27 protein-coding genes are annotated in these 25763 nt (G+C 54.1%); 21 read left to right on the plus strand and 6 right to left on the minus strand.

Features of this window, described 5'->3' with window-relative positions; translation table 11 throughout:
- Positions 1 to 59 precede the first annotated feature (59 nt).
- Complete coding sequence (locus CIP100161_RS03330) at positions 60 to 1691, minus strand: acyl-CoA carboxylase subunit beta (protein WP_155871899.1); 1632 nt, start codon at positions 1689 to 1691, stop codon at positions 60 to 62.
- 150 nt (positions 1692 to 1841) lie between these two features.
- Between CIP100161_RS03330 and CIP100161_RS03335 the strand changes: the two genes are divergently transcribed.
- Genes CIP100161_RS03335 through CIP100161_RS03355 form a run of 5 tightly spaced genes read left to right on the plus strand, consistent with a single transcriptional unit; the run spans position 1842 to position 5332 of the window.
- On the plus strand, positions 1842 to 2642 hold the full coding sequence (locus CIP100161_RS03335) for a biotin--[acetyl-CoA-carboxylase] ligase (protein WP_155874512.1): 801 nt from the start codon (positions 1842 to 1844) through the stop codon (positions 2640 to 2642).
- Complete coding sequence (locus tag CIP100161_RS03340; RefSeq protein WP_155871901.1) at positions 2643 to 3107, plus strand: hypothetical protein; 465 nt, start codon at positions 2643 to 2645, stop codon at positions 3105 to 3107. It begins immediately after the preceding gene.
- A 53-nt stretch (positions 3108 to 3160) separates the two neighbouring features.
- Positions 3161 to 4366, plus strand: a complete 1206-nt coding sequence (locus CIP100161_RS03345; RefSeq protein ID WP_155871903.1) for a 5-(carboxyamino)imidazole ribonucleotide synthase — start codon at positions 3161 to 3163, stop codon at positions 4364 to 4366.
- The gene (gene purE / locus CIP100161_RS03350; RefSeq protein WP_155871905.1) at positions 4366 to 4866 is read left to right on the plus strand and encodes a 5-(carboxyamino)imidazole ribonucleotide mutase; all 501 of its coding nucleotides are present in this window, start codon (positions 4366 to 4368) and stop codon (positions 4864 to 4866) included. The genes CIP100161_RS03345 and purE overlap by 1 nt, the downstream gene beginning before the upstream one ends.
- A gap of 4 nt (positions 4867 to 4870) precedes the next feature.
- Complete coding sequence (locus tag CIP100161_RS03355; RefSeq protein WP_014303043.1) at positions 4871 to 5332, plus strand: YdcF family protein; 462 nt, start codon at positions 4871 to 4873, stop codon at positions 5330 to 5332.
- On the opposite strand, the gene CIP100161_RS03360 is transcribed toward CIP100161_RS03355, so the two are convergent.
- A complete protein-coding gene (locus CIP100161_RS03360) occupies positions 5324 to 5512 on the minus strand; it encodes a hypothetical protein (protein WP_155871907.1) in 189 nt (62 codons plus the stop codon). The genes CIP100161_RS03355 and CIP100161_RS03360 overlap by 9 nt on opposite strands.
- A 738-nt stretch (positions 5513 to 6250) precedes the next feature.
- Between CIP100161_RS03360 and CIP100161_RS03365 the strand changes: the two genes are divergently transcribed.
- Complete coding sequence (locus tag CIP100161_RS03365; RefSeq protein ID WP_232053074.1) at positions 6251 to 6403, plus strand: HypC/HybG/HupF family hydrogenase formation chaperone; 153 nt, start codon at positions 6251 to 6253, stop codon at positions 6401 to 6403.
- On the opposite strand, the gene CIP100161_RS03370 is transcribed toward CIP100161_RS03365, so the two are convergent.
- Positions 6400 to 7062: a TIGR03089 family protein gene (locus CIP100161_RS03370; protein ID WP_155871909.1), complete on the minus strand. Its 663-nt coding sequence runs from the start codon at positions 7060 to 7062 to the stop codon at positions 6400 to 6402. The two genes, CIP100161_RS03365 and CIP100161_RS03370, sit on opposite strands and share 4 nt — an antisense overlap.
- Before the next feature lie 11 nt (positions 7063 to 7073).
- On the minus strand, positions 7074 to 8639 hold the full coding sequence (locus tag CIP100161_RS03375) for an LCP family protein (RefSeq protein ID WP_155871911.1): 1566 nt from the start codon (positions 8637 to 8639) through the stop codon (positions 7074 to 7076).
- Positions 8640 to 8760: 121 nt separating this feature from the next.
- Here CIP100161_RS03375 and CIP100161_RS03380 point away from each other — a divergent pair, with 121 nt between their 5' ends.
- The 3 genes from CIP100161_RS03380 (at position 8761) to CIP100161_RS03390 (ending at position 11688) form a co-directional block, all read left to right on the plus strand.
- Positions 8761 to 9696 (plus strand): glycosyltransferase family 2 protein, encoded by a 936-nt coding sequence (locus CIP100161_RS03380; protein ID WP_155871914.1) that lies wholly within the window; start codon positions 8761 to 8763, stop codon positions 9694 to 9696.
- A 155-nt stretch (positions 9697 to 9851) separates the two neighbouring features.
- Positions 9852 to 10940 (plus strand): mannose-1-phosphate guanylyltransferase, encoded by a 1089-nt coding sequence (manB, locus tag CIP100161_RS03385; RefSeq protein ID WP_155871916.1) that lies wholly within the window; start codon positions 9852 to 9854, stop codon positions 10938 to 10940.
- Positions 10941 to 11388: 448 nt separating this feature from the next.
- A complete protein-coding gene (locus tag CIP100161_RS03390) occupies positions 11389 to 11688 on the plus strand; it encodes a WhiB family transcriptional regulator (RefSeq protein ID WP_155871918.1) in 300 nt (99 codons plus the stop codon).
- A 73-nt stretch (positions 11689 to 11761) separates the two neighbouring features.
- On the opposite strand, the gene CIP100161_RS03395 is transcribed toward CIP100161_RS03390, so the two are convergent.
- Complete coding sequence (locus CIP100161_RS03395) at positions 11762 to 12217, minus strand: metallopeptidase family protein (RefSeq protein ID WP_155871920.1); 456 nt, start codon at positions 12215 to 12217, stop codon at positions 11762 to 11764.
- Between the two features lie 97 nt (positions 12218 to 12314).
- Here CIP100161_RS03395 and CIP100161_RS03400 point away from each other — a divergent pair, with 97 nt between their 5' ends.
- The 4 genes from CIP100161_RS03400 to manA all read left to right on the plus strand — a co-directional run bounded on the left by CIP100161_RS03400 (position 12315) and on the right by manA (position 16466).
- Positions 12315 to 12734, plus strand: a complete 420-nt coding sequence (locus CIP100161_RS03400; protein WP_155871922.1) for a DUF3499 domain-containing protein — start codon at positions 12315 to 12317, stop codon at positions 12732 to 12734.
- A 96-nt stretch (positions 12735 to 12830) separates the two neighbouring features.
- Positions 12831 to 14207 carry a phosphomannomutase/phosphoglucomutase gene (locus tag CIP100161_RS03405; protein WP_155871924.1) on the plus strand — a complete coding sequence of 459 codons (1377 nt, stop codon included), beginning with the start codon at positions 12831 to 12833 and terminating at the stop codon, positions 14205 to 14207.
- Positions 14208 to 14255: 48 nt separating this feature from the next.
- Positions 14256 to 15257: a hypothetical protein gene (locus CIP100161_RS03410; protein WP_155871926.1), complete on the plus strand. Its 1002-nt coding sequence runs from the start codon at positions 14256 to 14258 to the stop codon at positions 15255 to 15257.
- A gap of 39 nt (positions 15258 to 15296) precedes the next feature.
- A complete protein-coding gene (gene manA / locus CIP100161_RS03415; protein ID WP_155871928.1) occupies positions 15297 to 16466 on the plus strand; it encodes a mannose-6-phosphate isomerase, class I in 1170 nt (389 codons plus the stop codon).
- A gap of 25 nt (positions 16467 to 16491) precedes the next feature.
- Here manA and CIP100161_RS03420 read toward each other — a convergent pair whose 3' ends face one another.
- Positions 16492 to 17079 (minus strand): hypothetical protein, encoded by a 588-nt coding sequence (locus tag CIP100161_RS03420; protein WP_155871930.1) that lies wholly within the window; start codon positions 17077 to 17079, stop codon positions 16492 to 16494.
- Positions 17080 to 17696: 617 nt separating this feature from the next.
- Here CIP100161_RS03420 and CIP100161_RS03430 point away from each other — a divergent pair.
- From CIP100161_RS03430 to hpf, 8 genes are all read left to right on the plus strand, one after another.
- On the plus strand, positions 17697 to 18050 hold the full coding sequence (locus tag CIP100161_RS03430; RefSeq protein WP_155871932.1) for a DUF4259 domain-containing protein: 354 nt from the start codon (positions 17697 to 17699) through the stop codon (positions 18048 to 18050).
- A 104-nt stretch (positions 18051 to 18154) separates the two neighbouring features.
- Positions 18155 to 19591: an adenosylhomocysteinase gene (ahcY, locus tag CIP100161_RS03435; protein ID WP_155871934.1), complete on the plus strand. Its 1437-nt coding sequence runs from the start codon at positions 18155 to 18157 to the stop codon at positions 19589 to 19591.
- Positions 19591 to 20208 carry a dTMP kinase gene (locus tag CIP100161_RS03440; protein WP_155871937.1) on the plus strand — a complete coding sequence of 206 codons (618 nt, stop codon included), beginning with the start codon at positions 19591 to 19593 and terminating at the stop codon, positions 20206 to 20208. Before ahcY ends, CIP100161_RS03440 begins: the two co-directional genes overlap by 1 nt.
- Before the next feature lie 77 nt (positions 20209 to 20285).
- Positions 20286 to 20963, plus strand: a complete 678-nt coding sequence (gene mtrA / locus CIP100161_RS03445; RefSeq protein WP_155871939.1) for an MtrAB system response regulator MtrA — start codon at positions 20286 to 20288, stop codon at positions 20961 to 20963.
- Positions 20964 to 21026: 63 nt separating this feature from the next.
- Positions 21027 to 22538: an MtrAB system histidine kinase MtrB gene (mtrB, locus tag CIP100161_RS03450; protein WP_155871941.1), complete on the plus strand. Its 1512-nt coding sequence runs from the start codon at positions 21027 to 21029 to the stop codon at positions 22536 to 22538.
- A complete protein-coding gene (lpqB, locus tag CIP100161_RS03455; protein ID WP_155871943.1) occupies positions 22531 to 24276 on the plus strand; it encodes an MtrAB system accessory lipoprotein LpqB in 1746 nt (581 codons plus the stop codon). The genes mtrB and lpqB overlap by 8 nt, the downstream gene beginning before the upstream one ends.
- A 27-nt stretch (positions 24277 to 24303) precedes the next feature.
- A complete protein-coding gene (locus CIP100161_RS03460) occupies positions 24304 to 24906 on the plus strand; it encodes a ComF family protein (RefSeq protein ID WP_155874514.1) in 603 nt (200 codons plus the stop codon).
- A 135-nt stretch (positions 24907 to 25041) separates the two neighbouring features.
- Positions 25042 to 25704, plus strand: coding sequence for a ribosome hibernation-promoting factor, HPF/YfiA family (gene hpf, locus CIP100161_RS03465; protein ID WP_155871945.1), 663 nt, complete (start codon positions 25042 to 25044; stop codon positions 25702 to 25704).
- Positions 25705 to 25763: the final 59 nt, after the last annotated feature.

Genomic DNA, 25763 nt, shown 5'->3' on the forward strand with positions numbered 1-25763 from the left:
TAATACACTTAAGTCGGAATTGCATTAATGCAATTCCGACTTAAGTGTATTTAAGCTGCTTACAGTGGGATGTTGCCGTGCTTGCGGGCGGGGCGTTGCACGTGCTTGTTACGCAGTAGTCGAAGGTTGCGGGAGATATGTCCGCGGGTTTCGCTGGGGAGGATGACTGCGTCGATAAGCCCGCGTTCTGCGGCCATGTAGGGGTTGAGCATGTGGTTTTCGTATTCTTTCTCAAACGCTTGGGTGAGTGCGAAAACGTCTTCGTCGTTTTCTACTGCCTTGGCCAGTTCTTTGCGGTGGAGGAATCCTACGGCACCGGCGGCGCCCATGACGGCGATTTGGGCGGTTGGCCACGCGAGGTTGACATCGGCACCGAGTCCCTTGGAACCCATGACGCAGTAGGCACCGCCGTAGGCTTTGCGCATGGTAACGGTAATTTTTGGCACTGTTGCTTCGCCATAGGCATAGAGGAGTTTGGCGCCGCGGCGCAGGATACCGTTGTGTTCTTGTCCGGCGCCTGGCAGGAAGCCTGGGACGTCGACAAGCATGACAATGGGGATGTTAAATGCGTCGCAGGTGCGGATAAAGCGCGCTGCTTTTTCGGAGGCGTCGATGTCGAGGCAGCCTGCCAGCTGTGTGGGCTGGTTAGCCACAAAACCGGTGGATTCGCCCTCAATGCGACCGAATGCAATGACGACGTTTTCGGCGCGGTCGGCTTGAATCTCTAGGTAGTCGCCGTCGTCGGTGAGGGATTCGATGATGTCGCGTACGTCGTAGGGGCTCGCGGGGGAGTCGGGGATGATGTGGTCGAGGCGTAGATCATCGGGGGTGAGGTTGTCGTCGATGCTGCCGTCTTCGTGGTCGTAGTCCTCGCGTGGTGGCATACTGCGGTTATTGGAGGGTAGGAAGCTTACGAGTTCTTGAACGAATTCGAGTGCGTCTTTGTCGCTGGATGCGGTGTAGTGGCTATTGCCGGCGGCAACCATGTGTGTGGAGGCACCGCCAAGTTCTTCTTGGGTAATCATTTCGCCGGTGACGGTTTTGATCACGTCTGGACCAGTGACAAACATTTTGGAGGTTTGATCCACCATGACTACGAAGTCGGTAAGCGCTGGGGAATAGGCGTTTCCTCCCGCGCAAGCACCCATGATGACAGAGATCTGTGGGACAACTCCGGAGGCGTTGATGTTGTGGTAGAAGGTGCGGGCGATCATGTCGAGAGAGACCGCACCGTCTTGGATGCGGGCGCCGGCGCCTTCGTAGAGGCCGATGAGGGGGCGGCCGGTGGTGACGGCGAGTTCCATGATTTTGATCATTTTTTCGCCGTAGACCTCACCGAGGGCGCCGCCGAATACGGTGCCGTCTTGGGAAAAGATGCATACTTCGCGGCCGTCGATGGTGCCCCAGCCGGTGACGATGCCGTCGGTGACGGGGCGCTTGCCGTAGAGGCCGAAGTCGTGGGTGCGGTGCCGGGCGAGCTGGTCGGTTTCGATGAAGGAGCCTTCGTCGAGGAGGTAGTCGAGGCGTTCGCGTGCTGTCATTCGGCCTTGTCTGTGCACTTTGTTGAGTGCCGTTTCGCCCATCGGTGTGTTGGCTTCAGCGCGCCGTGCCTTGAAGTCGGCGATCTTGCCTGCGGTGGTGCTTGGGCGGTGTAAAGCGTCCACGTCGATAAAAGATGAGGAAATGGTCATGTTTGGAGAGAATAGCGCCTCGATGGTTAGTTTTCAATACAAAAACGTTCGGCGTGTTGAAAAACTAAAAAATTCTCCATAAAGATCGCCGGTAGCCGGCATGCCCACCTTTTTGCGGCAACGACTATTATCTAAGGAATGACTTCCCCCGTGTCTTCTGATTCCCGCGCCCCCTTGGACATTGCTTGGCTTCGCGAACAGCTCGTTGAAAACGGACCCTACAACCGTCTCGAGCACACGATGGCAACGGGATCGACAAACACGGATCTCGTGGCGGCGGCACATGCTGGGGCACCGGAATGGACAGCATTTCTTACCGAACACCAGTCACAAGGCCGCGGGCGTATGGGGCGCAAATATGAATCACCTGCGGGCGCACAGCTCACCCTTTCCGTTCTTATCCGACCCCGCAAAGAATCGGTTTCGCGGCTAGGAACCATGCCACTTGCCACAGGACTCGCGCTTGTTGACGTCCTCGGCTCTGATCCTCGTATCGGCCTCAAATGGCCCAACGACCTGCTATGCGACGGCCGCAAGCTCTGCGGCATTTTGGCAGAAGCTGTAAGCCTTGGTGATCACCCTGCCGTCGTGATCGGTTTAGGGCTTAATACCGCGCTGACCAAAGAAGAACTCCCTGTCAACCACGCCACCAGCCTTGATCTTGAGGGCATTACCTATGAACGCAACCAGCTGGCCGTGGATGTGCTCAACGCCTTGTATAAGCGCCTGAACCAATGGATTGCGGGCGATCCCTCGCTGATGGGGGCCTATCGACGCGTGTGTACGTCGATAGGCGCGGATGTGCGCGTCGTGTTGTCGGAAGATAAGGAACTGCTTGGAGTGGCTGAGTCTGTCACCGATGAAGGCCTCATCTGCGTGCGCGATGCTAGCGGTGAACTACATGAATTTATGGTCGGTGACGTGACCCATCTACGACTTCAGGACAAATAAGTGGCGGGAATCCGATTACAACCTGGGGAAGAAGTCCGAGTCGACATCACCGCACCGCTGACACGTTTGATGCTTCCCGTATGTGAATTGCTCCTTATTACTGGACTGTGTTGGATGGGGATCGGCTTCCTTGATAAGTCGGCACTAGACCCCAACAATGACCCCACCATGCGCAATGGTGTTGTGTTGCTGTGGGCTGCCTTGAGCTGCTGGCGCTTTGCGCTGCCGGTCGTGCGTGCCCGCAAGGAACGCATAATCGTCACTAACCAGCGAATCATCCTGCGAGCGCCAGGTCTTATGGGGGCGAAAGAATCGATTCCGTTTCACGCCGTGCGCCATATCGGGCGCAAAAGGAAAAATATATCCTTGGCCGTGGCTGGTTATTCCCGCCCCATTCTTCTGCCCAATGTTGCTAAGGCTAAATATGTAGTCAATGAAATAGAGCAACATATCGTCTGGCGGTAGCCTCTGTATCTGGTTATAACCGGCATGGGGTGGTACAGGGGTACACGCTATAGTTGTTACCCGTGACTCACAGCAACGGTAATCCAGCAGCCCACGCGACAGACATGCCAATTCTGTGCGTGATCGGCGACGGTCAATTGGCACGAATGATGCACACCGCAGCTATCGAGTTAGGGCAATCGGTGCGTATTCTCGCAGGAACTCCTAATGTCTCCGCAGCGCAGGTAGCAGCCGACGTTGTGCTGGGGGACTACACCAACCTCGACGATCTGCGCCGCGTCACCGAAGGTACACACGCAGTCACCTTCGATCACGAACACGTGCCCAACCAGCACCTAGAAGCACTGATCGCAGAAGGAATCAACGTCCAACCGCGGCCAGCTGCATTGGTCAATGCACAAGACAAACTTTTGATGCGTCAGCGGCTTGCAGAACTCGGTGCACCGGTTCCCGCATTCGTAGCCATCGACAGCGTCGAAGACGCCACCGCATTCTGGAACACCGTTGACGGTGCCGTCTGTTTGAAAGCCCGCCGCGGCGGCTACGACGGCAAAGGCGTATGGTTCCCCGGTACCCTCGAGGAACTGATCGAGCTTGTCTCCGAACTACTAGCAGCCGGAACCCCGCTAATGGGCGAGCACAAAGTGACCCTTGTTCGTGAGCTTTCCGCCATGGTCGCTCGTACCCCCTCCGGTGAAGTCAAAGGCTGGCCAGTCGTAGAATCCATCCAAAAAGATGGCATCTGCTGGTTCGCTATCGCACCTGCTCCTGATCTTTCTCCAGAGCTGAAAGAACAAGCAGAAAACGTTGCCATCACCCTTGCCACTGAACTCGGCGTGACCGGCAACCTCGCCGTTGAACTGTTTGAAACCCCCGACGGCATCTTTGTCAACGAGCTAGCCATGCGCCCCCACAACACAGGGCACTGGACTCAAAATGGCTGCGTGACCGACCAATTCGAACAGCACATCCGTGCTGTGCTCGACCTACCGCTAGGATCGACCGCACCGCTGCAAAACTACACCGTTATGGCAAACGTTCTCGGTGCTGCCGAAGACCCCGAAACCCCCATGCCACAGCGCATGATTGACGTGTGGAAGCGCTACCCAGAAGCGAAAATCCACATGTACGGTAAAGACCACCGCCCAGGTCGCAAAATCGGTCACGTCAACATGGCCGGCGCAGATGTAGAAGACCTCAAAGCTGCTGCTGAAAACGCCGCCCACTACCTCGTTCACGCCGAATGGAAGGAACAATAATGACACCACTCGTAGGCCTTATCATGGGCTCCGACTCCGACTGGCCCACCGTCGAACCAGCCGCCGAGGTACTCGCTGAATTCGGCATCCCCTTCGAAGTAGGCGTAGTTTCTGCACACCGCACTCCAGAGAAAATGCTGGCATACGCAAAAACCGCTCACGAACGTGGCCTGAAATGCATCATTGCCTGCGCTGGCGGTGCCGCACACCTCCCCGGCATGGTGGCAGCAGCCACGCCACTACCCGTCATCGGAATCCCACGCGCCCTCAAAGAACTTGACGGCATGGATTCTCTGCTCTCCATCGTCCAAATGCCAGGCGGAGTTCCTGTAGCGACCGTCTCCATCGGAGGCGCTAAAAATGCCGGCCTACTAGCAGCACGCATCCTCGGTGCCGGCGACCCAGAACTGGTAACCAAGATGGCTGATTACCAAGAAAACATGCGCCAAGAAGTTGAGCAGAAAGATGCCAACCTCAAGAAGAAATTGATGGGCGAGTAAGTTTTTGTTCCGGAAGGAATCGACGATTCTTGTCTTGGGCTCCAAAGTCAGGGGAGCCCAACCAGGTCACGTGTTACGCTGGCGACTCGAGCATGCGCTTGAGCTATCTCGGCACACCACGGGGCCTATTGTTGTTTCTGGCAAGGGGGAGGCCTATGTGATGGACGATTGGTTGATTCGCCACGGGGTGGATTATCGGCGCCTGATCGTGGAACCGGAGGCGACAAGCACCAATGAAAACATAGAAAATGCTCACGCCTTGTTGCCGGATACCCAAGAGTGGTTGGTGGTTACCAGTGATTTTCATAAGCTGCGTACCCTTGCGTGGGCGCGCCATCTTGGGGTGCCCATTCGCGTGAGCTCGGCGGTGACTAAGCCGCCATTTCGAGTCAATAATTTTGTTCGCGAGTGCTTCGCTTTGCCGCACTCACTGTTGCGCATTGCGTGGCGACGCCTCCTAGCGTAGCGTCGCCGCCTCGTCGCGGTTGATACGTCCGAAGTTGTAATAAGCTGCGCAGACGCCTTCCGGAGAGACCATGCATGTTCCGATAATGGTTGCCACGTGGTCTGGGCCGATAAAGCCATCGATTTTGGTGAGGTTGTTCTTGGCTACTTTGACGGCGTCGAGAAACGAGCGTGTGGCCACCGCAGATCTCCATAAGCGGAATCTTGCCAAGCTAGGCTGTGTCCTTTCACCTCGATTGAGAAGCGTTTTGGTGGCTTCGGGATCGTGGAACTCATCTACGTGCTTCATCAAATCTCCGATGACTCAAACGATTGCGCTCATCGTCAAAGTCGTCTAGATGCTTAATTTGCTGCAATGTTACGGTCGTTTTTCTTTGGACTGCATGTGGTTGATCCCGCATAGTTTTGGCATTTACATCCAAAGACTGACAAATGTGCTGACGAGTCTGCTAACCACTGAATAGCAAGAAGGACTTTAAAACCTGCTGGGCATCACCCAGTGCTACGCGTTTATTAAATGTCACGGCTCGCTATTTTGGGCACACAACCCACTCCAGCAGTTGTACTATATCGGTCATTTTGCATACTGTACTTGCACAATGGTTACTGCGGTGACTTCCTATGGGCTTGCCAACCACACTAGCTAGTTCTGGATCATGATGCCTTACTCAGGGTGTCGGTGGGGAATCCTAATTATTCGCCTGATTCACGCTGTCATCAAGTACATTATTTGGACATTCGTGTCTATCTCACTGTACGTGTCGATGCCACAGAGATTGGGTAACGAGAACGCAGGGCTTACGGTACTGCGCTGCCCCAACTACGTCGACGATGGAGTAGCCGTTGCGGCAAGATTCAGATAGGGGAATAGAACTGAGCGTGGAGAATTCGATTAGGACGGCTAATCCGTGTTTGCCGTGTGGTTGAGGTTTTGGAAGGCCCGCTGCCGATGGCGGTGGTGGATATGGCTGGTGAGCAGCGGACCTGTTCGGCAATGTATGTGCCTGAGGTGCAGGTGGGGCAGTATGTGTTGGTGCAGCAGGTTCAGCTTGCCCCACGGGAGCCACGTTAGAGGTTTCGTGCGCTGACTTTTTCGGCGGCGCAGATGGCGTCGATACGCTCGGGGGTGGGGCTGCCTGCGACGATGACTGCGGAGCCGCTGGCAGCGAGGGGGTTGATAACTGCGTGGGTGAAACCGTCGAGGTCTATCCAGCCGCGGCTGATGAGTCGGGTGTTGGGCTGGAGTGGATTGGTGGCGGCGAAGTCTTCAATGCGTGGGGTGGGTTCGAAGAATTGGTCGCCGTAGAAACGCACGGTGGGGGCGAAGTCGATGGCTCCGTCGGGCAGTATTGCGCCGCATTCTTCTACGCCGCGGCCGAAGGGGTCGTCGGTGACAAGATACGTATCGACGTCTCCACTGACGGCGTGATCTGGTGTGACAAATAGTGCTTCGGATTCTGGATGGTCGCTAGCGGCGCCAAAGTGTGGGGTGATCCCTGCGGCAAGTGCCCCAAGTGCGATGGCGATTGATTGCCAACTTGGTGGCAGGTCGATGCAGATGGTGGCGCCGGCGTCGAGTCCGGATTCTTCGCGCAGCATGTTGGCTACTTTTGCTGCCCAATTATCGAGGGTGATTCCGGAGAAATCAAGACGCGCCCCAGTGTCTTCGTTATACACGGTGACACGTGGGGCGGCGGGTTCAGTGGCAAGGATGTTTGCGAGTAGCTCCATGCCTGCTCATGCTAGTTCACGCAGCGAGGTCCTTGCCCACCGGCGTCGATTTCAGGGGAGACAATTGCTTCGCCTTCGTCGCTGCCAGGCTTGCCAACGGTAGTGCTGGTAGAAGACTCAGATGATTCTGCACCATCGCCGGTTGGGCCAGAGTAATCGGAGGCGATAACCACGACGATGGAATCAGGATCGAGGTCGCTGCGCTTTGTGATCGGCAGTCCGCCAAGTTCAGCTGCGATAGCTTTGACTGCTTCGCTTTCTGGGTCGGCGGCGACGATTTGGCTTTCGTGGTACATGCCCTCTAAAGCATTGCCGGTGTTGCCGATGGTGTAGTGCTTTGCGGAGAGATGGCCTGCAACTTGTGAAGCAAGTCCTGTGGTGCTGGTGGCATTGAGCACGTCGATAGTGGTGGACGTATGTGGGTTTTCTGCCGGTGCTTCGCTATCCGAGGTTGGAGTCTCTTCGCCGTTGTTACCGTTGAGGAGGCGGTCGAAGAACTGGTGGACTTGGTTTTTATCCACGGTGACCACGGATTCGCCGTAATCGCCTACGCCATCAATGGAGGTCACAGGGATGGTGTTGAATTTGACGTTGCCACCGGCCAAATTTTGGAGTTGGTTGGCAAAACTCATTACGTCCCAGTTTTTATCGATCACCACGGAGCGAGATACTGCCTCACCTAGATCGGAGAGCTTGGATGGGTTGGTCAGTGTGCCCGAAGAAAGAACTTTGGCAACAAGCGATGCCATAAATGCTTGCTGGCGAACAATACGATCAAGGTCGCCGCGTGGTAGACCGTGGCGTTGGCGAACAAATGCGAGAGCTTGACCGTCGCGTAGGGTTTGTTGGCCGGCTTTGAAGTCTGCACCAGAAAACTCATCGTAAACGTCGTTGTTGAGGCATACATCAACGCCACCAACGGCGTTGGTGAGCAGGACGAATCCGAGGAGGCCTACTTCTGCGTAATGGTCAACGGTGACACCAGTGAGATCGGAGATGCTAGAGATTAGAGCCTTGCGTCCAGCTTCCTTTGCTTGTTCTTCTACATGCTTTTGATCGCTTTCCCCACTATTGACTAGCTCGGAAGCTTTGCGGTTTTTGTAGGCGCGGTAGACACCATTGATCTTGAGGTTGCCCTCGTTTTCATCATGCACATAGGTATCACGAGGAATTGAGATTGCGGTGGCAGAGGAGCCGTCGTTAGGCACGCGAATAACCATGAGGGTGTCGGTGTTGTCGTTTTCCTCATCACCGGCGTGCAATAGCTGAATTTCTTCGGGAGTAAGTGGGTTGCCCTGGGCGTCGGTACGAGAGTCGGAACCAACGAGCAGGATGTCGGTGGCACCGTCGGCAGCATCCTTCATACCTTTATCACCGCCGAGTACGAGGTTGCCGGCAGAAGCGACCGTGTTGCCGATTCGTCCAACGGTGAAATAACCAGCTGCCGAGACAATCAGCACTAAGGCAGATAATAAGGACAGCAGCACTTTGACAGACTTTGGTCCTGCCTGTGCCGTGGTTGGGCCTGCTGGTGGTGGTGCCTGGATCGCACGGTTACGGCGAAAATTATCTGACATTGTGGGGTGCTCCGAAGAATATCAAGTTCACGATCTGCTCAAAGTTTAGGGGAGATAGCTTTAAATCAGTAACTTTTCTTGATCCTCGTCTCCCAGCCACACCGTGATGGGTTTACACCGCGTGGCATTCCCTATCTGGTGGGTGTACACCGCTAGGCTGATTGCCGTGAGTAATTCCACTGAACCAGCTTTGGCAATCATTACTGTGACATATTCGCCTGGCAAACACTTGGGCGCGTTTTTGTCCTCTGTGAAAGAGGCGACTGCACAGCCCACTTATGTTGTGCTAGCAGATAACGGCTCAGTAGATGGCGTACCAGAGGCAGCTGCGCAGGCAGATTCTTCAGTGGAATTTTTCCCTACGGGCGGAAATATTGGATACGGTTCGGCGATTAATGCAGCCGTGCGCAAGCTTGCGCCGCTGAGGGAATCGGGAAAGATCAACGCAGAATTTTTCGTGTTGTCGAACCCCGATGTGGTCTTTGAACCAGGTTCTATTGACGCGATGGTGCAGTGTGCTTCTCGTCACCCGCAAGCAGCGGATATTGGGCCGTATATTCGTCAATCTGATGGATCGGCGTATCCATCAGCACGTCAAGTTCCCACCATCAAAAATGGCGTGGGACATGCGTTGTTTAGCTCGGTGTGGCCTTCTAATCCGTGGTCGCGGGCATATCGTGATAACCGAGACATGACTACCGAGCGCACAGCCGGCTGGTTGTCAGGATCGTGTTTGCTGGTGCGCTGGGATGCTTTCGAGCAGATCGGTGGCTTTGATGAGCGCTACTTCATGTACATGGAGGACGTAGATCTTGGCGATCGTTTTGGTCGTGCGGGTTTTGATAACGTCTTTTGCCCCGATGCGGTGATTACGCATGCTGTTGGGCATGCTGCTGGCAAACATCCAGAAAAGATGCTTCCTGCGCATCACGATTCGGCGTATCGTTTCCAAGCAGATCGCCATCCGGGTATTCGCTACCTGCCGTTACGTATGCTGCTGCGAGTAGGTTTGAAGCTTCGCGCGGTAGTTGTGGTGGCGGCTGCGAAGTTCAAGTGAGTTCAATAATTAACTTACTTTTCTAGGATTGTTACACTATTTACCTTGAAGTAAGGGCCCTCGGCTAAAGCACAATGTCTTGGCAAAGCAATTGTTGTGTTTATGCGATGTGGGATAACCCCCTCTACACCGATAAGTAAAGGCACTTGAAACTAATGACTGAAACAACACTGCGCAGTGACACAGATGCTGTGATCCTCGTTGGAGGTAAGGGCACTAGGTTGCGTCCGCTGACTGTGTCGACCCCAAAGCCCATGTTGCCTACGGCAGGGGTGCCGTTCCTTTCGCACTTGCTTGCGCGTATCAAGGCTGCCGGTATCACGCATGTGGTGCTTGGTACGTCGTTTAAGGCGGAGGTGTTTGAGGACTATTTCGGTGATGGTGCTGATCTCGGCTTGGAGATTGAGTACGTGGTGGAGGATAAGCCATTGGGCACCGGTGGTGGCATTCGGAATGTGTATGACAAGCTTCGCGCTGACACCGTCATGGTGTTTAACGGCGACGTTCTTGGCGGCACTGATCTTGGTGCCATCCTTGATGCTCACCATGCCAAAAATGCTGATCTGACTATGCATTTGGTACGGGTTCCAGATCCTCGTGCGTTTGGTTGTGTGCCCACTGATGCTGAGGGACGAGTTTCTGCTTTCTTGGAAAAGACCGAGGATCCACCAACGGACCAGATTAATGCTGGTTGCTATGTGTTCCGTCGTGAGCTGATCGGGGAGATCCCCGCAGATCGAGTGGTGTCTGTGGAGCGCGAGACTTTCCCTCGTTTGTTGGAGGAGGGACGCCGCGTGTTTGGCTATGTAGACAATGCATATTGGCGTGACATGGGTACTCCTTCTGATTTCGTACGTGGTTCGTCAGATTTGGTTCGTGGTATTGCGCCGTCGCCGTTGCTAGAAGGAAAGACAGGGGAGTGCCTTGTCGACGAATCCGCTGGTGTTAGCGATGGTGCGTTGCTTTTGGGCGGTACTGTGATTGGTCGCGGCACTGAAGTTGGTGCGGGCTGCCGTTTGGATGACACTGTTGTGTTTGATGGGGTGACCATCGAGCCCGGTGCTGTGATTGAAGATTCGATTATTGGTCATGGTGCTCGTATCGGTGCCAATGCCCGTATTACGGGTTGTGTGATTGGTGAAGGCGCGGAAATCGGTGCACGCTGTGAGCTTCGCGACGGCATGCGTGTGTGGCCAGGAGTCGTGATTCCAACTGCTGGTATTCGCTTTAGCTCGGATGCCTAAGTTGCAGTAGTACCTAGCGCATAGGCTCCCACCACAGCAGGGAAGATATCCCTGCTGTGGTGGGAGTTTTCGCATTTTATGGAGGTTGGCTGGGGGTGATTGCTTAGCAATTGCTGAGTGCTAGCACGTTTATTTTCAAACACATTTATGCGACACGCCGAAAAAGATCGGACTAGCGGAGTATTTTTAGGGCCACCACTATATGTAGTACCCCCACCGTATACCCCTATGGTGGTGGCAATGTTACTGGTGTGACTAATGGGGTTAACAACCTGCGGAAATGAGATTTTTCCGATCGGAATTACACGTTCAGGTTGACGTTATCTTGTGTTGGCGTGTTGAATTCCAGTTATGTAATTCGCCTTGTGTGGGCGGAATTGCTCCCACCCTACGCATCGGGGTTATGGGAGCCTGTCAATACTGAACAATACGAGGAGAGGAGTGTGGCGTGGAAGATATGGCCAGTAACGCCGCGCCTCGGACTCGCGCAGCGCTTGACCTATCCATTGATGAAATCTTTGGTGCGGTTGAGCAGGAATGGCAAGAACAAGCGCTTTGTGCGCAAACTGACCCAGAGGCATTCTTTCCTGAAAAGGGCGGATCGACTCGAGAGGCAAAACGTATCTGCCAAGCCTGTGCGGTAAGGGATGAATGCCTTGAATACGCACTGGAGCACGATGAACGCTTCGGTATTTGGGGAGGCCTTTCCGAGCGTGAGCGTCGTCGACTAAAGCGTGAGATTGGGTAGCGCTTAGCTTTTAGGGCATGCAGCATCAAACCCCTCTGCTATGAAATGCGTGGCAGAGGGGTTTTGCTAATGTCTACCACTGAAAATTCGGGTCAATGTCTACTGGCGAGATATTAAGGTAATTAGCTACTAGAGCGGTTAAAACGGTGGTGACGAGCTCGCGGCGTTCTTGTGCACTGACCACCCGCTGCTCGATAGCCATACGGAAGAGCACGAGGCGAGCACGGGTGGGGTGGCCTGAAGAATCCACGCCTGCTGGGATAACGCGCCCTAAGGGGACGGGGCCATCGGCTACGACTTCATCGGGCATAAGCGCAGGATCAAAGCCAAGACGCATGCGTGGCACGGTATCGACAGCAATATCGAGGCGTGTTAATTGTGCGGCGTAGCGTTGTTGCAGGGGTGCGTATGCCTCAAGGACGGTGGCGTCGAAACGCTGTCGTCTGGAGCGGTAACGTGGCAGTGCGCTGGAGAAAAGCGGGCCGCGTACTCCGCGATCATGTCGATCCCTATGTAGCCGCTGAGTCATGTGATCAGGATAAAGGGTTGGTGGTTCACGATGGTGGTAGCGCGCCGATGTGCCCGTTACTACCTAAACCTCAAGTTGCAGTCTAGACTTAATCACCGTGAATCATATCCGTCGTTGTTCTCGTCCCGGTTGCGGTAAGCCCGCGGTGGCTACGCTGACATACGCCTATGCGCGATCAACGGCGGTGGTTGGTCCCTTGTCGCCTAATGATGATCCTCATAGTTGGGATCTGTGTGAGGTGCATGCAGCGCGAACCACAGCACCACTGGGTTGGGAGTTGGTTCATGAGGACCTCACATTTGATGATGAGTCGGATCTCACCGCCTTGGCAGAAGCTGTGCGAGAAGCTGGAACACACGCTTCTGGTTTGGTTGATCCTATTCGCGTAGATACCCCTGTTCCAGAGAACATTGGCGGTAACCACCCCATTAATCGTGTCAAGCGTCAGCGTGGGCGGCGTGCGCATCTGAGCGTTGTGCCCGAACCTGAAGACGATGACGATAACGATAACGATTAGGGCATAAAGCCGGACTGTGGGCGGGCTCGTATCCGTCTTAGGGGTAGAATCCCTGTGAATACTTTTGTGCATCCCTGAAAGGTGGGATTTTCTTTCATGCGTACCCGTGAATCGGTAACGAAGGTGATTAAGGCATACGACGTCCGCGGTGTCGTCGGCGTAGACATCGACAGCAACTTCATTGCGGAGGTTGGCGCAGCGTTTGGTGCGTTGATGCGCGGTGAAGGTGCAGCCAAGGTTGCCATCGGTCATGACATGCGGCCATCTTCACCAGAGCTTGCCGACGCCTTCGCGCGCGGTGTGGTGTCTCAGGGCGTTAATGTCATCCAATTGGGACTTACTTCTACCGACCAGTTGTATTGCGCCTCGGGCGAACTTGATTGCCCTGGCGCGATGTTCACGGCGAGCCACAACCCTGCCGAGTACAACGGCATCAAGATGTGTCGCAGCGGTGCGCGTCCTGTGGGGCAAGAAACCGGTTTGGCCCAGATCATCGACATGCTTGTCGACGGCATCCCTGCTTTTGATGGTCCACAAGGTGAGATCTCGCACCGCGACACCTTGGCTGATTACGCAGCATTCCTGCGCAACTTGGTCGATCTGTCTAACATTCGTCCGCTGGTTGTTGCTGTTGACGCCGCCAATGGTATGGGCGGACACACCGTTCCTGAGGTTTTCGCTGGTTTGCCGCTTGAAATTAAACCTCTTTACTTTGAACTCGACGGCACGTTCCCTAACCATGAAGCCAACCCATTAGACCCGAAGAACTTGGTCGATCTGCAAAAGTTTACCCCCGAGGTAGGTGCTGATATCGGATTGGCCTTTGATGGCGATGCCGATCGCTGCTTTGTTGTTGATGAACTTGGCCAGCCGGTCAGCCCTTCGGCTATCTGCGCAATCGTCGCTGAGCGCTATTTGGCGCAGCACCCAGGCGCAACAGTAATCCACAACCTGATTACCTCGAAGGCTGTACCAGAAATCATCGCAGAAAACGGTGGTACCGCTGTACGTACCCGCGTAGGCCACTCCTTTATCAAGGCCCAAATGGCAGAACACTCAGCCGTATTTGGTGGGGAGCACTCCGCTCACTACTACTTCTCGGAGTTCTTCAACGCTGACTCGGGAATCCTTGCTGCTATGCACGTCTTGGCAGCTCTCGGTAGCCAAGATAAGCCACTATCGGAACTGATGCGTCAGTACAACCGCTACCAAGCATCAGGTGAGATCAATTCTCGTTTGGCAAGTGCAGAGGCTCAGGCAGAGCGTACCCAAGCAGTCCTAGATGCCTTTGCCGATCGCATTGAAAGTGTTGATCGTCTCGACGGTGTCACTGTTGAGCTCAAGGGAACCAAGGCATGGTTTAACGTTCGTGCTTCGAACACCGAACCGTTGCTGCGACTCAATGTTGAGGCTGAAACCGACCAAGAAGTAGCAGCGCTGGTCGATGAGATTCTTGCTATTATTCGCGCATAATTTTTGGAAGAAGAGGCATCTCAGTTGCGAAGCCTATAATGGCAACTGATGCATACTTCTTCGTGGACTACACCAACGGCTAGTGGGTCATATGACCCACTAGCCGTTGCTTTCTATGACATTGCGCATGAAGGCGCACAGATACGAGCTGTAGCGCAGTGGTGCGAATCCGAACAAACTCAACAACTGTGTACGTTGCAGCCGCGAAGCGTCATTATTTTATGTCCTGAGCACTGGGGTAGGGCTGCGGCTCGATTAACGCTTGCAGTTGCAGAACCTACGGGGTGCCCCGTGCACATTAGTGATCAACTGCCGCGCTTTGCCGGATCCTTAGACATTGTGGTGGCAATCAGTGAACGTGCAGATCACGATGGTCTTTCGCATAGTATTGTGACTGCGGCACGTCGTGGCTGCCATGTGGTGGTGGCCTGTGCGCCTCATGGGCACATAGCTGCTGATGCCGAGGACGTAGCTGCGATAGTGGTACCGGCATTGCCGCTTGCGCAAGGGCCAAGCCCTGCCCGCGTATTTGCGGTCGTCACTGCGGTTTTACGTTGTCTTGATCACACTGTGCGAGCAGCGGGAGACGTCGGCGCTGAGTTGCACATTAGCGCCGATCATGCAGACCGTGAGCTGCAAGAATGCTCACCGGAGCGGGATCAATTAGTAAATCCTGCCCGTCAACTGGCACTTTTGTCAGGCCGTGTGATTCATAGCGGTCGAGGTTTAGTCGCTGTGTCGCTGGCTGATACCATGTCCGCTTTGTGGACGGCGTTCGGAAGGGCGTCGGCAAGCATGGAAGCACAGGAACTAGAAGTGGCTCTGCCACGTTTAGAACCTAAAGAACAAAATATTTTTTATGATCCCGAGTTTGATACCCCACCATCATCGAACACCGAGTTACCACTGCACACTGTGTTGTGGTTAAGCGCGGAGACGTGGGCACGAAGCCAAGTATCGGAGGACGCCACGCATGAGCGAGATGCCGTCGTCAGGATGTTGGCTCGAGGTTATGCAGCGACGGCATTTTTTGGTGCCACAGATGCATAAAACTTCTCGGGGGATACTTGTTGTGGAGGAACAACTACGATGCAGCTACTAGCACCAGCAACTCAAGCCTATGCTTGGGGCTCTCGAACGCTAATTCAACAGCTTCGGGGAGATGCAGCCGATTCTCGGCCCATCGCAGAACTCTGGTACGGGGCTCATCCAGGTGGTCCATCTGTGATTGATGGCGAGCGGACTCTTGCTGACGTCATTGAGCAAGACCCTCCGGCGCAACTAGGGCACCGTGTGGTTACCGAGCACGGTAACCGACTTCCATTCCTTCTTAAACTTCTCGCCGCTGATCAACCGCTATCTTTGCAGGCTCACCCATCAAAGCAGCAGGCAGAAGAAGGATTTAGCCGCGAAAATGATCTCGGTATTGCGCTTAGTGCTAGCAACCGAAACTACAAGGATGACAACCATAAGCCAGAACTTTTGGTAGCACTTACTGAGTTCCATGCACTGGCGGGTTTCCGGCCATTGGATAAAACTCGGGAGCTTTTCCAAGCATTGCAGTGTGAGGAGCTTAATCGCTACGTAGGGATGCTCGATTCTTTCCCAGAACATGAAGGCGAGAACCTTCGTGCGCTGTTTACCACATGGATAACGATCCCCGTAGCAAGTCGCCAGCAGCTTATTGCCGCCATCATCGCGGCTATCGACGGGCTGAGCACCACGAGTCCTGAGTGGATCCAAGTAGCGGCTCGTAATGTTGCCCAGCTTAATGATCGCTACCCCAATGACATCGGAGTTCTAGGGGCTTTATTGCTCAACTATGTGGTGCTCCAACCGGGAGAAGCCATTTACCTAAGCGCTGGCAACCTGCATGCTTATGTTAAAGGTTTGGGCGTAGAGATCATGGCCAACTCGGATAACGTGCTGCGTGGTGGCCTTACCCCTAAGTATGTTGATGTTCCCGAGTTGGTTCGAGTGCTTCGTTTTGAGTCTCTCGAGGATCCCATTGTGCGGTCTGTGGATGGCCGTTACGAGGTTCCTATTAATGAGTTTGCGCTTCAACGTTTGCGCATCGATTCTGAGACAGAGCATGATGCCCGTCTCGAACATGATGGCCCGATGATCGCGGTGTGCACCTCCGGTGAGCTGACTATTAATGATGTCGTGCTTACACCCACCCAAGCGCTGTGGATTTCTGCTGACGACCCAGCAGTTGAAGTTACAGGATCAGGTGAGCTTTTCGTCGCTTCCGTATAGCTCTAGCAGACTCTGATCTGCGCTATTACTGCACAGTGGGAGCCGCGGGGCGCGCATCCGCAGATGGGGCGGGGCTAGGTTCTGCATTCTGCTCGCGCGGACCTGCGGTTTGTGGGGTTTCTTTTGTGCTGCGATTTTCACGAGAGGTTTCGCTGGACAAATGAAGCTGCGGTATTAGTGGAACAGTTGATTCTTCCACGATAGAAGTCGGGGTATCAGCCTGTGGTGTAGGAGTAACTGGTGGGGCAGGGGCTGCGGGAGGCGCAGGAAGCACCTTTGGTAGCTCAATGTGGGGAAGTTGATCCAAGAGTTGGGGTTGAGATGGCGGGGCCTGTGGGGTGCTGTTTGGTGCCGATGTTTCAGCGTTGTGATCTGGGGTAGGCACTGGTTCTTCGCTGCGAGGCATTGACGGTGTCGCAGAAGCAGTCGGCGTAGCGTTTTCTGGTGTGGCTTGTGCTGTTGTGCGTGTCGTTGTTGCTGGCTGGTCGGCGTCGTAAGTAGGAAGGCGTCGCGTTTTTGCCGTGTGTGGCAACTCATTGTTGCGCAACCGCTTTGCAATATCTTCTTCCCACCACTGGGAGTCCATACCGGTGGCTGAGCCAGGTTGCGCCATTGCACGGTGGGACAGGGAGTCTTGGCTGGAGACGTCTGGTGTGGCTGTTGCCGAAGGGATCGGTTGGTCGGTGCTGGTGTTATGAGTAACTGGAGTGCCAGAGGCCGATGTGGTTGCTACGACAGCAGGACCTGCAGTGGATTCATTTTTGCTGGCCAGGTTGTCGGTGCTTCCGAATTTCCACACTGCGACGCCAATAAAAACTGCGGCGGAGACTCCCGAGGCGATGAAAATGGCAAAGCGTCGGGTGTCGGTCATGGTCACTGGTTCTCCTCACGCGAGTCAGCAGGGGCGCATGGCTGCTAGGTAGACGTCGTGGATACTCGGATGCGTCACAGTGACTACTGCGTCACATTTTGATAACAAAAATCACGCTATCATAAAAATTTTTCATGAGGAAGAGCGCATATGCTTTCGTCGACGGCAATAGCAAGCGGCAATAGCAAGCACTGCACAGTTGGGTATGTGTTGAACGCGCATTAATCTTTATGGGTATAACTTGTCCCCATAGGAAAATATTGCAATTTTCATCGTGTTCGTCTGGTCTGAAGCCGCAGATTATGCGTTGAGCATGGAACGGCGAATACGTCTGAGACTATTGGAAAGGTATCTACACCATGTCTGCATGGGAAACCGAGATTTTGTTGGAAGAAGTCAACGCTGATTTTCTCGACGAACTCAATGATTTGGACACGGAAGAAGTCGTCGAGGCTATCCGTGACGCATGTGTTCTTGCCGCTGGTGAGGGAAAAGTTTCGGAAGACGAGCGCCAAAACGGACTCGCTGCAGCCACCATTGTTGCTATCTGGGCTGGTGCACCATTTACTGATGCCGACGCAGTCAACGAGCACTCCTTCATCCGCGCCAATATCGGCGAGGGTGACGAGGAGCTCTATGAGGTTGCAGCTTCACTGCTCGACACGGTGGAAACCGGGCATGATCTCGAGGCATTCACCGAGGCACTGAGCTAATTTTCTTTTCCCAGCTTGCGTGTCACGTGCTACCTGTAAGCTGGGTTCGATTTGTTTCTGCACTCCCTTTTTGACGCAATTTCCCCAAGGAGAGAATAGCCACGATGGCTGCTTTTGATTACAACGTGAAAGACCTCAGCTTGGCTGAGGCCGGCCGCCACCAGATTCGTCTAGCCGAGTATGAAATGCCTGGCCTTATGCAGTTGCGTGAGGAATACAAGCAAGAGCAGCCATTGGCGGGCGCTCGAATCACCGGTTCGATCCATATGACGGTTCAGACCGCAGTGCTCATCGAGACTCTTGTTGCCTTGGGCGCTCAGGTGCGTTGGGCTTCCTGCAATATTTTCTCTACTCAGGACGAGGCTGCCGCAGCTGTCGTCGTTGGTCCGCATGGCACTCCTGAAGACCCCCAAGGTGTTCCGGTGTTTGCGTGGAAAGGTGAGACGCTCGAAGAGTACTGGGACTGCGTGGATAAGATCTTTAGCTGGGGCGATGAGCTTCCTAACATGATCTTGGACGATGGCGGCGATGCCACCATGGCCGTGATTCGCGGAAAGCAGTTCGAGGAAGCCGGTGTGGTTCCTCCAGTCGAAGAAGGCGACTCGGATGAGTACCAGGCATTCCTTGGCATGTTGCGCAAGACCTTGGCAGAGCAGCCGGGCAAATGGACCGCCATTGCCGAGTCCGTCAAGGGCGTGACGGAAGAAACCACCACGGGTGTTCACCGCCTCTACCATTTCGCAGAAGAAGGCGTCTTGCCCTTCCCTGCAATGAACGTCAACGATGCAGTGACCAAGTCCAAGTTTGACAACAAGTACGGCACTCGCCATTCGCTTATCGACGGAATCAACCGCGCCACCGATATGCTGATGGGCGGAAAGAACGTATTGATCTGCGGTTATGGTGATGTGGGCAAGGGCTGTGCAGAAGCCATGGCCGGTCAGGGTGCACGTGTAAAGGTCACCGAAGCTGATCCGATCAATGCTTTGCAGGCTTTGATGGATGGTTTCCCCGTGGTTCATGTTGATCAAGCCATCGGTGATGCCGACATTGTGATTACTGCGACGGGCAACATGGGCATTATCTCCTTTGAGCAGATGCTTGCCATGAAAGATCACGCAGTGTTGGGCAACATTGGTCACTTTGACAATGAGATCGACATGGCTTCGTTGCTGCACCGCGATGATGTTTCTCGTGTGACCATCAAACCACAGGTTGACGAGTTCACGTTGCCTAATGGCAAGTCCATTGTAGTGCTGTCGGAAGGCCGCCTTCTGAATTTGGGCAATGCAACTGGTCACCCTAGCTTTGTTATGTCTACCTCCTTTGCTGACCAAACCATCGCGCAGATTGAGCTTTTCCAAAATGATGGCCGATACGTCAACGAGGTATACCGCCTGCCAAAGATCTTGGACGAAAAGGTCGCTCGTATCCATGTCGAGGCATTGGGTGGCACGATTACGGAGCTGACAAAGGAACAAGCCGAATACATCGGAGTTGATGTTGCTGGCCCTTACAAGCCGGAGCATTACCGCTACTAATGATCATCGCGATTGAGGGTATTGATGGCGCTGGCAAGAACACCTTGGTTAGCGCCATCAAGGAGCGTTTCGATGCCGATGTGATCGGTTTCCCACGCTACGAGCAGTCCATTCATGCCAAGCTTGCCCAGCGCGCCTTATACGGCTCGATGGGGGATCTGACAGATTCTGCCTACGCGATGGCTACGCTATTTGCGTTGGACCGCTACGACGCGAAGGCGGTGCTGGGGCGCTATGTGGGGACGTCGAAAGTTGTGTTGTTGGATCGCTACGTGGCTTCTAACGCTGCTTATTCCGCTGCGCGAACCCGAAATGAAGCCATGGTGCAATGGGTTCAAGAACTCGAATTTGAGGAGTTGGGCCTACCGGTACCCGATATTCATATTTTGCTGCATACCTCTCCGGAATTAGCCGCGCAGCGGGCGCAACGCCGTGAGGCTGCCGACTCATCCCGCAAGTTAGATCGCTATGAGGAAGACGCTGGTCTGCAGGAACGAACCTTCCAAGCGTATGAGTCGTTGGCGCAGCAAAAGTGGATGTCTCCGTGGCTGGTAGTACACCCAGATGAGTCACCAGAAATGGTGGCACAACGAATTATTCAAGCGCTCAGTGCATAACTGGGACTACGATGAGGTGCTAAGACACCTATTGGGCTCGCATGCGAGCCGCTTACATGGAAAGGACCGCGGACGGTATGGCACCGAAAATTTTGGTTGTCGACGATGATCCTGCGATTTCAGAGATGCTGACCATCGTACTGGAGGCCGAGGGATTTGAGCCGGTCGCGGTCACTGATGGGGCAGTAGCAGTTGATGCTTTTAGGGCAGAATCGCCTGATCTAGTCCTACTCGATTTGATGTTGCCGGGTATGAATGGCATCGACATTTGTAGAGTAATCCGGCAGGAATCTGCAGTTCCTATTGTTATGCTCACGGCAAAAACTGACACCGTGGACGTAGTCCTTGGTTTGGAATCGGGTGCAGATGACTACATCAACAAGCCGTTTAAGCCGAAAGAACTCATTGCTCGATTGCGTGCACGTTTGCGTCGTACAGAGGACTCTCCATCCGAAACCATTGAGATCGGGGATCTTACGATCGACGTCCTAGGGCACGAAGTCACTCGAGGAGATGAGGAAATTCAGCTCACTCCTTTAGAGTTTGATTTGCTGCTGGAGCTTGCTAGCAAACCAGGACAGGTGTTCACACGTGAGGAACTCCTGCAAAAAGTTTGGGGCTACCGTAATGCGTCAGATACGAGACTGGTGAATGTTCATGTGCAGCGACTGCGCTCAAAGATTGAGAAAGACCCAGAAAACCCGCACATCGTGTTAACAGTGCGCGGAGTGGGGTATAAGACAGGGCAGGAGTAGCTCGCTATTTATCGAGGTGTTTCTCGGGTACGTCATCGTATTGCAGAACTATGGCGTACCTCGTTGCAATTTAAGGTTCTAGGCTCCATTTTTGCTGCCTCACTCGTGGTGATGATGGTGCTGGCATTTGTTTTGGTCAGTTTTGTTACCCAGCGATTGGTAAACACCAAACTTGATGTTGCCAGTTCCGAAATCGATCGAGCCCGTGCCTCAGTCGAGCAACAGATTGAATCAACAGGATCATCGAGCAGCGTGCAGGTTCGACTAAACTCTGCGCGTGCTGTGTTGACCAATAGAGCAACAAGCGCGGACGATACTGCCGCCTATGAGCCTGTTCTTGTGGTGTCTAACCCAGATGGCTCCACTGTCACTTCTCCTGATGGCTACCGCATTCCTGAACGATTGCGCAGCTTTGTTGACCAAGGGCAAGTCTCGTATCAATTTGCCACTATTGACCGTGTTGATGGCAGCACATACAAAGCCCTCATCATTGGCAGTCCTACGGCTTCTGATATCCCCAACACCCAGGTGTATTTGGTGTTGTCGATGGAATCGGATGAGGCAACTCTTGCGCTGCTGCGTGGCCTCTTTTCCGGTGCAGCGGTAGTTCTTGTTGTGCTCCTCGTGGGAATCACATGGTTGCTAACACAGCAGGTGATTACCCCTGTACGTTCGGCCTCGCGTATTGCTGAGCGTTTCAGTTCGGGTCATCTGCGCGAACGCATGGTGGTCACGGGTGAAGATGAGATGGCACGACTAGCGATGAGCTTTAACTCGATGGCTGAGTCTTTGTCGCGGCAGATTCATCAGTTAGAAGAATATGGCAACCTGCAAAAACAGTTCACTTCGGATGTCTCACATGAGTTGCGTACACCGTTGACGACGGTGCGCATGGCTGCTGATCTCATTGTGGACGAAGCCGATGACCTTTCTCCTGGTACTCGACGAGCCTCGGAGTTAATGGTGCGTGAACTTGACCGCTTCGAGGCGTTGTTGGCGGATCTACTGGAGATCTCACGCCACGATGCTGGCGTGGCTGATCTTGCCGAAACGACCCTCGATATCCGAATTTGTATTTCTTCGGCGCATCAGCAAGTAGACCATCTTGCCCAAGAACTCGGCGTAGACATCGTCATTGATGTTCCTGAAAATCCTGTAGAAATCAAGGGCGATTCCCGTCGCATCGAGCGAATTCTACGTAACCTTTTGGCCAATGCAATTGACCATTCTGAGGGCAAACCAGTCACGATGTTGTGTCGTGAAAATGACGAGGCTGTGTCTGTCGCGGTTATTGACCACGGAGTTGGACTGAAACCAGGTCAAGAGGACCTCGTGTTCAACCGCTTCTGGCGAGCGGATCCTTCGCGTGTCCGCCACTCCGGAGGTACCGGTTTGGGCCTTGCGATTTCACGAGAAGACGCCATTTTGCACGGTGGCCAGCTCAGCGCTGCGGGCCGCCCAGGGGTTGGGACCATGTTCCTGTTGACCGTTCCTCGTGTGCCTAAACAATCTTTTACCGAAGCCCCTATCGAGCTAGCTGCTCCAAAGCCCGCGTTGGAGGACACCGATGCGTAATCATGTCTCGCGGTATCTCACAGCACTGATCGCTGTTGGTTGTGCCGCAACCACGGCTGCATGTACGTCGTTGCCGTCGAACTCGGAACCTCAGGCGTTACGAAGCTTCGAGGCGTCTGCGTCGGAGGAACCTCAAGGGCCGGTAGCAGACCAAGAGCCTGATTTGCTGCTTCGTGATTTTTACGAGGCTAATAACAATCCTCAGCAACGCTACTCGTTGGCACGTCGCTATTTGACGAATCGAGCGTCACAAAGCTGGAATCCAGCGCCGGAAACGCTCGTACTCGATGGTATCGAGATTAGTTCGGCGGCTGATAGCAGCACGAAAAATAGGCGTTACGACGTCCGCGGCCTCATTGTTGGTTCTATCGGTGAGGGCGGCGAATATCGCCCACGTAATGAGCGTTATTCCACAACAATTGGATTGGAAAAGGTAGATGGCCAATGGCGAATTTCTACCTTGCCGGACCAAATTGTGGTGCAGCGAAATGAGCTGTGGAACCATTACCGCGAAAAGCAGGTGTATTTCTTTGACACCTCCGGCACCACTTTGGTGGCGGATCGTCGTTGGATCTTTCAAGAAAAGATGGGGCATAACGATAATCATGAAAGTGCGTTGTTGTCCCTCATCCTCGCGGGACCGGCGAAAAGCCTCGCTCCTGGTGTTGTCAACGAGGTGCCTTCGGGTGCTGCCTATGCGGGCTATCACGATGACTACTATCAGTTCACTGGGCTATCTTCGTTGGATGAAGACAGCCTCAAGCGGCTAACGGCTCAAAGCGTGTGGACTCTCGCCCTAGCCGAAGTGCCAGGTCCATATCGTTTCAAGTTCGATGGGGCTACGATGAAGTCTCCGATTGATGGCTCCGAAGAGCTTACTGTCGACGACTTCGCCGAGTACAATCCGCTGCCTCAGCAGTCTGCCGATAGCGGCCTATACGCCTTTAACTCCAGTGGTGTGAAAAAACTTAATCAAGGGCTAGCAACTCCTACCACGGGTACGTTGGGCAGCACCCACAACATCGAATCGATGGCGGTGTCAGCAAAAACGGGCACTGCAGCTGCTGTGCGTACCGCTGGCGAAGGCGATGCAAAAATATCGACGCTTATGCTCGGCCCCATCGGCGGACAATTCGTCGATGTGCTGAAAGCACGCAGGCTGACTGCGCCCAGTTTCGAGCCCTCTTCTTCATCTTTGTGGGTGGTCAAGGACTCTGATCAAGTTGTGCGCCTATCGCGGTCGTCGGAAAACGAGGGCATCGTAGAAACCGTTGTCGATACATCGGATCTAGGTCCTTTAGGTAAAAATATTTCCGCATTGCAGCTTTCTCGAAGTGGTGTCCGGGCCGCATTTATTGTCGACGGAAGCGTGTACACCGCTACTGTGGCGCGACCCAACCCTGGGCAGCGAAAACTCGTTAATGTGCAAGAAATTATTCCGTCGTTGGCGAATGTGGCCCAGTCACTTGCGTGGCAACCTAATGGGTCCTTAATAATCGGAACCTCTAAGCCCGATGCGCCAGTCTGGATCGTTGCCCAAGACGGATCCTTGGGCTCTAAGCTCTCTGCGGGTAACATTGTTGCGCCTGTGGTGAACGTGGCTGCCTCACAGTCCACGTTGTATATCTCGGATGCGCGCGCAGCGTTGGAACTGCCCAACTCTGACACCTCGACTACGTATTGGCGTGAAGTCCAAGGCCTAGAAGGTAGTCGTTCAGTATTGGTCGTGCCTCGGTAACAACATCAAGGGGGGGGGGAAAACATGATGGAATTGTTATTACCACGTTCGTGTGGGGGATGTGGACGAGCTGGTATGCGGTGGTGCCCACGGTGCCAACAGCAATGGCTGGCACCCCCGCAACGTATTTCCACTACCACTGATCCTCATGTGCCTGTGTGGTCCATGGGGGCGTTCGGTCAGTCGCGACGCCGATCGATCATTCATCTTAAAGAGCGTGGTCGCCGCGACTTGATTCCCTTCATTTCAGCCAGTGTGGCAGCGACTGTGGAATATCTCATAGCGGCTGGTGATCTAGATCATGATGCGATTTTGGTTCCTGCTCCCACAAAGCGATCATCGGCGCGCAAACGTGGCGGAGATCCAGTGTATGCAGTGTGCAAACAAACAGGATATCGCTCTGAACAGGCATTATGGGAGAAAGAATCAATGCGTGATTCTGTTGGTTTGGACGTGGCGGCCCGTCGTCGCAACGTTATGGGCAAGGTGGAACTTGTATTGCGTCCCTCTCGCCCGGTGCTTTTAGTGGACGATGTGGTGACAACGGGGGCAACGATAGCAGAGTCGGTAGCGGTGCTGACCAGTGCCGGAGTGAAAGTAAGGGGTGCTTTGGGGTGGGCTAGCTCTTAAGTTGGTGAAACCGGTAGCGAAAAGGTTATGACCAGATGTAGTGTTGGCGGTAGAAGTTGAACCCCGCCAGATAGCGGAAGGTAAGTATCCGACTTACTAAGAACCGTGGCGGCCGACTCAGGAAGGTACGTGATCATGACCACGCCTGCTGGAAGCAACGAGACCTTGAGCCCAGATGTCAAGGTGACCATCACCGGACGTAACGTAGAAGTGCCTGAGCACTTCGCAGAGCGGGTGAACGCCAAGCTTGCAAAGATTTCCCGTCTCGACCCAACGCTGAACTTCTTCCATGTTGAGTTGCAGCATGAGCCAAACCCTCGTCGCTCTGAGCAATCTGATCGTATTCAGATCACCGCTACAGGTAAGGGTCACATCGCCCGCGCCGAGGCTAAGGAAGACAGCTTCTACGCTGCTCTTGAGACTGCGCTGGCTCGTATGGAGCGTTCGCTGCGTAAGGTTAAGGCTCGTCGTTCTATCTCCTTGTCCGGCCACCGTGCGCCTCTGGGTACCGGCGAGGCTGCAGCTGAGCTTGTTAAGGAAGCTGAAGTTGCTCGCGAGGAAAACAAGTACGATCACGATCCTTATGCCGACAAGGTGGAAGATGTCATTCCAGGCCAGATCGTTCGTACCAAGGAGCACCCATCTACTCCCATGAGCGTGGATGATGCGCTTTCTGAGATGGAACTCGTGGGACACGATTTCTACCTCTTTGTTAATGAAGAAACTGGCCAGCCATCGGTGGTTTACCGCCGCCGCGCATTTGACTACGGCTTGATTTCTCTAGCTAAAGAAGGATAGGCATTATCCCAAGGTCAGCACACGATAGCGCTATTGTGGATAGCGTGATTGTGTTAGCC

The organism is Corynebacterium rouxii, from assembly GCF_902702935.1.
Taxonomy (GTDB): Bacteria; Actinomycetota; Actinomycetes; order Mycobacteriales; family Mycobacteriaceae; genus Corynebacterium; species Corynebacterium rouxii.